The organism is Nitratidesulfovibrio oxamicus (genome assembly GCF_015731765.1).
GTDB classification, from domain to species: domain Bacteria; phylum Desulfobacterota; class Desulfovibrionia; order Desulfovibrionales; family Desulfovibrionaceae; genus Cupidesulfovibrio; species Cupidesulfovibrio oxamicus.
On the sequence record NZ_VRYY01000048.1, the window covers coordinates 1 to 8,210 of the forward strand.

General features: G+C 66.1%; 8 protein-coding genes and 1 pseudogene. 3 read left to right on the forward strand and 6 right to left on the reverse strand.

The annotated features are described in order from the left end of the window. The 5 genes and pseudogenes from FVW20_RS02335 to nikA all read right to left on the reverse strand — a co-directional run. Positions 1–198, reverse strand: a pseudogene (locus FVW20_RS02335) (nickel import ATP-binding protein NikE); the annotation flags it as partial. Between the two features lie 11 nt (positions 199–209). Then, positions 210–1,238 (reverse strand): ABC transporter ATP-binding protein, encoded by a 1,029-nt coding sequence (locus FVW20_RS02340; protein ID WP_231038795.1) that lies wholly within the window; start codon positions 1,236–1,238, stop codon positions 210–212. Next, positions 1,235–2,320, reverse strand: a complete 1,086-nt coding sequence (gene nikC / locus FVW20_RS02345; RefSeq protein ID WP_196608128.1) for a nickel ABC transporter permease subunit NikC — start codon at positions 2,318–2,320, stop codon at positions 1,235–1,237. The genes FVW20_RS02340 and nikC overlap by 4 nt, the downstream gene beginning before the upstream one ends. Beyond that, the gene (nikB, locus tag FVW20_RS02350) at positions 2,317–3,258 is read right to left on the reverse strand and encodes a nickel ABC transporter permease subunit NikB (protein ID WP_196608129.1); all 942 of its coding nucleotides are present in this window, start codon (positions 3,256–3,258) and stop codon (positions 2,317–2,319) included. Before nikB ends, nikC begins: the two co-directional genes overlap by 4 nt. 362 nt (positions 3,259–3,620) lie before the next feature. Then, the gene (gene nikA, locus FVW20_RS02355; protein WP_231038796.1) at positions 3,621–5,204 is read right to left on the reverse strand and encodes a nickel ABC transporter substrate-binding protein; all 1,584 of its coding nucleotides are present in this window, start codon (positions 5,202–5,204) and stop codon (positions 3,621–3,623) included. Between the two features lie 618 nt (positions 5,205–5,822). Between nikA and FVW20_RS02360 the strand changes: the two genes are divergently transcribed. Then, entirely contained in the window at positions 5,823–6,032 is a 210-nt protein-coding gene (locus FVW20_RS02360) for a TOBE domain-containing protein (protein ID WP_196608130.1), read from the forward strand. A gap of 133 nt (positions 6,033–6,165) precedes the next feature. Here FVW20_RS02360 and FVW20_RS02365 read toward each other — a convergent pair whose 3' ends face one another. Continuing rightward, positions 6,166–6,753 carry a YiiX/YebB-like N1pC/P60 family cysteine hydrolase gene (locus FVW20_RS02365; RefSeq protein ID WP_196608131.1) on the reverse strand — a complete coding sequence of 196 codons (588 nt, stop codon included), beginning with the start codon at positions 6,751–6,753 and terminating at the stop codon, positions 6,166–6,168. Between the two features lie 664 nt (positions 6,754–7,417). On the opposite strand from FVW20_RS02365, the gene FVW20_RS02370 reads away from it, so the two are divergent. Next, positions 7,418–7,879, forward strand: coding sequence for a CesT family type III secretion system chaperone (locus FVW20_RS02370; RefSeq protein WP_196608132.1), 462 nt, complete (start codon positions 7,418–7,420; stop codon positions 7,877–7,879). 134 nt (positions 7,880–8,013) lie between these two features. Beyond that, positions 8,014–8,210: hypothetical protein (locus FVW20_RS02375; RefSeq protein ID WP_196608133.1), on the forward strand; the 197-nt coding region annotated here is incomplete at its 3' end.

An 8,210-nucleotide genomic window follows, 5' to 3' on the forward strand; every position in this document is an offset into this window, starting at 1 on the left:
GCAGCCGCCTTCGCGCACGGTCAGGTCCACCCCGCGCAGCACCTGCCGCTCCTGGCGCGGGGCGAACCATCCGCCGGTGCGGTAGCTGCGGGTGACGCCCCGCAACTCCAGCAGGGGCGGGGCGTCGTTGCCGGGCGTACCGACCACGGAAGAAGCGGCAGGCGCGGCGGGCATGGCGGGAACAGTATCGGGATGCATGGCGGTATCCTTCATGGGTGACCTGCGGCGGCGGGGGCTGTGGCGGCGGGGGCTGTGGCGGGATGCTGGGTCGGGGCGTCGTCCCCGTGCGGCGGGCACAGGCCGTACAGGCGATGGTGGGCGGCCAGCAGGGCGCGGGTGTACGGGTGGCGCGGCGCGGCGAACAGTTCGCGCACGTCGCCCTGTTCCACCACCCGGCCATGGCGCATGACGGCCATGCGGTCTGCCATGCGGGCCGCCACGCTGAGGTCGTGGGTCACCAGCAGGATGCCCATGTTGCGGGTGCGTCGTACCTGGTCCAACAGGTCCAGCACGCGGGCCTGCGAGGGCAGGTCGAGGTCGGTGGTGGGCTCGTCGGCGATGAGCAGGGGCACGTCCAGCACCAGGGCCAGGGCGATCATCACCCGCTGGAGCATGCCGCCGCTCATCTGGAACGGGTAGTGGCGCAGGATGGCGTCCGCATCGTCAAACCCCACCTCGCGCAGGGCGGCGCGGGCCGCCGCGCGCCAGTCGGGCCGGGTGCCGCTTCCGGGTGTCGTGGGCAGGTGGGCGGCCAGGGTTTCCTGAAAATGCGTGCCGATGGTGAACACCGGGTCAAAGCAACTGGCCGGGTTCTGCAGCACGTAGGCAGCCCCGCGCCCGCGCAACAGGCGCAGTTGTTCCGGCGGGGCGCCGTACGCGGCCTGCCCGTCCACGGCCTGCCCATTCACGCGGATGGTGCCCGCCGTGCGTGCCACGCCGTCGGGCAGCATGCCCAGCAGGGACATGCAGGTCAGCGACTTTCCGCAGCCGCTGGGCCCGACCAGGCAGACCACCTGGCCGCGTTCCACCGCAAGATCCACAGGCCCGACCAGCGGGGGGGCGGCCAGGGGAGGGGTGTCCCCGTTGCTGCCGGTTCCCGCGGCGGCGACATGGGCGGAACGGCGCAGTTCCAGCCCGCGCACCGTCAGGGCGGGCATGGGGGCTGGCACAGGGGCGGGCACGGGGGCAGTGGCGGGTGCTGTCATGGGGCCAGTGGGCGAAGATGTCGTGTCGTTCATGCCGCCCCCTCGCGCACACCCGAACGCACTGCGTTGAAATCCGCCGGGCCGTTGCCTGTGGCAGCGGGATATTCCGGCTCGTCCCGCCCTGCTGGGTCGTCCGGCTCGTCCAGTCCGTCAGCCCCGTGCGCCGCGCAGGCGGCGTCCCGTTCCGTGTCGCGCGCGGCGGCGGGGTCCAGCGCGTCGCGCAGGGCATCGCCCAGCAGGTTGAAGGCCATCACCGTCACGAAGATCATCAGGCCGGGGTACAGCAGCTGTTCCGGGTGGGCGGCGATGTATTCGCGCGCATCGCCGATCATCACCCCCCATTCCGGCGTCGGGGGGCGCACCCCAAGGCCCAGGAAGGACAGGCCGGAGACGTGCAGCAGCATGTGCCCCACGTCCAGCCCGGCCATGACCAGCAACTGTGCCAGCACCGGCGGCAGGATGTGCCGCAGCACCAACCGGGCCGGGCGGGTGCCCGCCGCGCGCGCGGCCAGCACGTATTCGCGCTGCTTCAGCCCCAGCACCAGCCCGCGCGCGAACCGCGCGTACCAGGCCCAGTGGGTGCAGGCCACGGCGATGATCACGTTGGTCAGCCCCGACCCCAGCACCCCCACCAGAAACAGTGCCAGGATGAAGGTGGGAAAGGTCATGAACACGTCGCAGGCGCGCATGAGCAGGTTGTCCACCCGGCCCCCCGCGTAGCCCGCCACGCAGCCCGCCGTCAGCCCCACGGTCACGATGCAGGTCAGGATGGCCCCCACGGCGAACAGCGAAACCCGCGTGCCGTGGCACAGCCGGGCCAGCGTGCTGCGGCCAAGGTGGTCGGTGCCCAGGGGTTCTTCCAGGCTGGGGGCTTCGAACTTGCGGGAGATGTCCACGTCGTCGGGCGCGCGAGGAGAGAAGACGGGCGCGAACACGGCCATGGACAGGATGATGCACAGCAGGGCCAGCGCGGCCAGTGCCGTGGGCCGCGACAGCAACTGGCGCAGCAGGGTGTTGTCCGGGGCCGCGTCCGGGATGGTCGCGGGTGCAGGCACGGTGAGGGGCGCGTCGGCGGTGAGGGTTTCCGGGCCGGTGTGGCCGGTGTGGCCGGTCATGCGCGGTCCTCCCCCAGCCGGATGCGCGGGTCGGCCCATGCATACAGGATGTCCACGGCCAGGTTGCACAGCACGAAGATGGCCGTCATCAGCAGCATGAAGCACTGCAATATGGGATAGTCGCGGTTGTACACGGCGGACACCGCGTAGCGGCCCACGCCCGGCCATGCGAACACCGTTTCCACGATCACCGCGCCCCCCAGCAGTTCGCCCACGTGCATGCCAAGCGAGGTCAGCACCGGGATCAGCGAATTCTTGAACATGTGCCGCCACACCACGCCGTGTTCGGAAATGCCGCGGGCCCTTGCATACATGATGTGCCGGGCGTGCATGTTTTCCAGCAGGCTGGCGCGGATGAGCCGGGTGTTGATGCCCATGGACATCAACGACAGGGTCACGGCGGGCAGCACCAGGTGTTCGAGGCCGCCGCGCCCCAGCGCGGGCAGCCAGCCCAGCTTGACCGCGAACAGCCACACCAGCAGGAAGCCCAGCCAGAAGTTGGGCAGGGATACGCTGGTGAAGGACAGGGTGCGGGCGGCGTTGTCCAGCGGACGGTCGCGGTGCAGGGCCGCGCCGACCCCCAGGGGGATGCTGACGATCAGGGTGAGCAGCAGGGCCGCCCCGGCCAGTTGCAGGGTGGCGGGCAGGTAGTGCAGCACTTCGCCCAGAACCGGGCGCCCCGTGACGTAGGAGTTGCCGAAGTCGCCGGTGACGGCCCGGGCCAGCCAGCTGGCGTACTGTTCCCACAGGGGCAGGTCCAGCTCCAGCATGCGGCGGGCGGTGGCCAGGGCCTCGTCGGTGGGGGGAATGCGCGACAGGCGCAGGTAGGCCATGGCCGGGTCGCCCTGGGCGGCGCGCAGCAGCAGGAAGACCACCACCGAGACCAGCAGCAGCAGGGGGATGAGCGCGGCGAGGCGTTTCAGTATGTAGGCGGGCATGCGTGGTTTCCGGGGCTGGGGCGGCTGTTGGGTGTGTCGCGGTGCATGCGAACACACTGCTGGCGGAATCCGTCTTTCCGCGCCGGGCGGCGTTGAATCGGCGTTTTTGATGCTCACGTACAAGAGTACGCTGCGCTCAAAAACGCCGATTCGCCTTGCCCGGCACGAAAACTCGTAATCCCTTGCATCGTGCCCGCACCAGCCATCCGCGCCGGAAAGACCGGCGCGAAGTATAAGGAAGAAAGGCAGTTTTCCTCGGAAATATCAGGAAGACAAATGCGGTGAAGGGGGACGGCGCCGATGTATCCAGGCGGATGGAGCAAGAGGAAGGCGGCGCGTGGCCGCCCTCCCGTTTGTCGCTTCTATTTCAGGCGCATGTCCTCGAAGGGGATTTCCGTGTCCATGGCGCCGAAGTGCACCCCGTCCACGCGGGCGGTGTGCACCACCATGCTGGTCTGGTAGGTCAGCGGCAGGTACACGGCCTGGTCGTGCAGGGTGGTCAGGATGTCGCGGTACAGGTTCTGGCGCGCGGTTTCGTCGGTGGTCAGCAGCACCTTGCCGATCCTGGCGTCGATGTCGGCCTTCATGGGCAGGCCGAGCTGGGCCTGGTAGTCGGCGTGGGTGGGCACGCGCATGCCGCTGACAAAGGAATGCGGGTCGTAGGGCGCGCCCCAGGTGTCGCCGAAGACCATGCCGAAGGCGCCGCTCTTCTGGCGTTCGCCGATGGCGTCTTCTTCCTCGCCGATCAGGTTGGCCTGCATGCCCACGCGCGCCAGTTCCGATTGCAGGAATTCCGCGATGGCCTTTTGCAGGGCGTCGTTGCCCACGAAGCACAGGTCCACGGTCAGCGGCTTGCCGTCCTTCATGCGCGGGCCCTTGGGGGCGGTGCGTTTCCAGCCCGCCTCGTCCAGCAGGGCTTCCGCCCTGGCGACGTCGTGGGCGTAGGGGGGCAGCTTCAGGTCGCAGTAGGGGGACGTGGGGGGGAACAGGGTGTCGGCGCGCGCTTCCGCGTTCAGGAAGATGCCCTTGACCATGGCGTCCTTGTTGATGGTGTGCAGGATGGCCTTGCGCACGGCGATGTCGGCGGTGGGGCCGCTCTTGCTGTTCAGCGCGATGACCCGGCTGGCCTGCGGCGGCGAAAGGTAGGTGGCGTACTTGCCGCCCTTTTTCAGGGCGTCGAAGGCTTCCAGGCTGATCTGGCCGCCGCCGTGTCCGCCGCCGCCGAAGACCAGGTCAAGTTCACCCGCCTGCAAGGCCACCAGCCGGGTATTGGGGTCCGGAATGACCCGGACCACGATGCGTTTGATGGCGGGCTTTTTGCCCCAGTAGGCGTCGTTGCGCTCAAGCACGTCGTATTCGCCCTTGCGGGTTTCCACCAGCTTCCACGGGCCGGTGCCGATGGGCGCCTTGATGCCCTCGGCGGTGTTGCCGGATGCGGGGAACGCCGACGGGGACAGGAAGCGCACGGGACGTATCAGCGCCAGTTCCTGCAACGTGGGGTAGTAGGCGTTTTTCAGCACCAGGCGCACTGTGCGGGCGTCGGGCGTTTCCACCCTGTCGATCTGGGCCACCAGTTCCAGCCAGTCGTGCGAGGCGCGGTTGGCCAGCACCGTTTCCAGGTTCATGCGCACGGCCTTGGAATCGAACGGCGTGCCGTCGGAAAATGTCACGCCCTTGCGCAGCGTGAAGGTGTACGCCTTGCCGTCGGGCGACACGGTCCAGCTTTCGGCCAGCCAGGGTTCGATGGCGCCGCCCTTGGCGTACTTCACCAGCGGCTCGTACACCATGCCCTGGGCGAACATCTGGTTGGGCGAATACTTGTGCGGATTCAGCTCGCCCACGTTGGAGGGCCAGGAATAGCGCAGGGTGTCCGCCGGAATGTCGGCGGCGTATGCGGTAAGGCCGCCCGCCAGCGCCACGGTGCACAGCATGAGGGCGGCAAGCATTGGCCGCAGAAGCGCACGCAGCCGGTGGCGCGGGAAATGGGAGTCAGCATAAGGCGACCGGGTCGGCATGTCGTTCTCCGGAATTTGAATGTGCATTAAGAATAAAAAAGAGAAAAATGTGCTACTGGAAATGCCAGAATGAAAAAATCATGTCAACGCCGTAGCGGGCATGGTGCGGTTTTCTTTTGTGATCATGTGGGGCTCCATGCGGTTATGGGGACTGCACCCGTGATGGGGCAACACCGGTAATGGCGCGGTAGCAGTCCGGAAGGGGCTGAGGGGGGTGCCGGACGTCCTGTCGGGGTCGGGTTGTCCGCCGGGGTGGGTGCGGTATCGTGCGCCTTCGGGGGCGAGGCCGCATGCCCGCAGTCCGGGGCGTGCGCGCATGATGTTTCCATAAAAACCTGCGCCGGCGTTTTCGGGATTGTTTTTCAGGATGCATGATTGGCATCGGAAAACGCAGAAACAGTCACGAATTTTTCAGGGCAGACATAAGTCGCGATAATTTTCATTGCATGAATCTTCGCAGGTGTTATCTTGTATACATGAATTCCCCTGCGGTGAACCGTTCGCGCAGGAAATCGCATATCCACGCACAGTCATGACAGGAGAACCATCATGAAAGTCAGCGCCCGTAATCTTATTCCCGGCAAGGTCAAGGAAATCACCGTTGGTGCGGTCAACTCGGAAGTGATCATCGAGGTGGCCCCCGGCATCGAAGTGGTATCCATCATCACCAAGCGTTCGGTGGAAGACATGGGCCTCAAGAAGGGCTCGGCCGTGAAGGCCATGGTCAAGGCCTCCAGCGTCATGATCGTCACCGACTAGCAGGTTCGGGGGAACGGGGAGCAGGCAAGCTCGCCCTTCGCCCGGTGCTCCAAGACGACGAAGCCCCCGCTCCGCAAGGAACGGGGGCTTTCGGTTTGTGCCGTTTGTCGTCAGCAGCCGCGGCGCGCGAAGCTTACAGGATGCGCTGGGCAAGGTTGACGCGTTCGTCCTGCCAGATGTCTTCCGGACTCACGAACCCCTTGGGGTTTGCATGCAGGGATATACCCGCGTTGATGAAGCATTCGTACACCAGTTCCGAGCAGATATATTCCTTGTCGCGGCGCAGCTTTCCCTTGCCCAGGATCACCCGGGCCAGAATGCGACCGATCTCGGCCTTGTCGTAGGGTCTGGTCAACTGGTCAACGCCCTTTTGTGCAAGGGTTGCCAATACCGTGTCCTCGACGCCCGACACCGTGGCGGTGACGATCATCCCTTTGTAGGGGGCTTTCCCTTCGTAGTCGGACAGATACTTCGAAAGGGGGGCGAAGCGCACCCCCATGTCCTCCACGCTTTCCAACAGCAGTACCCGATCAATGGAGGGGATGACGAAAATGATGCCAACGTGGCTCCATGGTGAATTGGTGACCTCCTGAATAGCCTTCGAGATGAGGTAGTTGCCGGAAGTGAAGAAGAGATCGCCGGACTTCAGGGTGGCGCGTATCTGGGGGTAGGCCTCGACCTGCCGGACGGCGATGTCCGCCTTCGTGATATGTACAGCCATGGCATGACCTCTCGGTTATGGGTGGGCCTGTCATCACGCAGCCAGTATGCGGATTACTGAACACATGGAGGCCTGCGTATTAGATACCAATTATTATGTGATTGATTGCCGTTAGAAATGCATGGCGGGCGGAATGGCGGAATGACTGGCAGTGTCGAGGCCCCCCCGGAAAAGGAAGGCAGCGCAACGGTGCGGCATGTCGGTGGCGCCGGGAAGTGTAATCGGTGTGCGCAGTTCGGTGCGTCGGTTTACATGTGCAACTTGATTGATAGCGCGCCCTGCTGGTAATTGAAGTGCACCGCAGGGTCGAGCGTTGTCGGCGTTTCGCCTGCGGCATGAACCATGCATTTTCCGGCAGTCCATTGAGGGCGCATACAACGTTGGCAGTTGCACCTTTCGCGTGCCGAGAGGGGTGGCTGCCCGGCGTGCCGCCCCCCTGCAGTGGCTGCACGGGCACAGGGGCTGATGCAGGATACCCGTGACGATGCTGCCCCGGGTACGCTGGCAGGCCATGCAGCCGGCCTGCCGGTACATGGCCGCTGCGTGCATCACGGCGCACAACGTCGACAGCGCCTGCCGGGCCGCACGCAAGTGTCCGCTTGCCGTGCGGGCGGCAACGGATTTGCGGGCCAGGCCCGCGAGGTTCACTCACCACGGAGGACACATGGAAGCCATCGACAGGGTATTACGGGATTTTGGCGCACGCATGGGCATGGACGGCCTTGCCTTCGACGGGGATGGCATCTGCGTGCTGCGCTTCGACGATGTGACGGTGAACCTTGAACTGGAGCGGGACAAGGGCGCTGAAGGCCAGCTCCATGCCTTCAGCGTCGTTGCCGAGTTGCCGCAGGGCGAGGCGCAGGCAGCGGCGGTGTGCCGCCATGCCCTGGAGCAGAACGTGGGGCTGATGTTGGCGGGGGCGGGGGCCGTGGGGTTGCGCCAACCGCATGGGCTTGTGCTTGCCAACACCGTTGGCGTTGCCGGTCTGGATGTCAACGGACTGGAGGCGTTTCTGGAGCGTCAGGTCGTCGTGGCCGAGGGCATGCGCGAGGCCGCCCTGGCGCTCTGCGACAAGACCGAGGACGCTTGCGCCATGCTGATGCCGGGTACGGCGCTGCGCATCTGATCGCCGGTGCCCATGGCGTCGGCACGCTTGTTGTAATTGCGCGGTCAGCTCAATAACGGTGGCGTCGGGGCGTGTGGCGGATACGGAGTCCGCCGCGCCTGAAACTGCCCGGCACAATCCGAAGGAGAAAGCCCATGGTCGGCGATTTGCAGATTCTCGGAAGGATGCACGCCTCGCTGGAGGCCATAGGCAGCGAGCACGTTGGCGCCCAGGGCGGCGATGTGGTGGCCGCCACGCGCGGAGCGTTCGGGCGCGCGGCGAACTGGCTGCGTTCGGCCCTTGGCGGTGGGACGGCCAGCGCGAACCGGGGCGTCATCGGCAATCTGGTGGC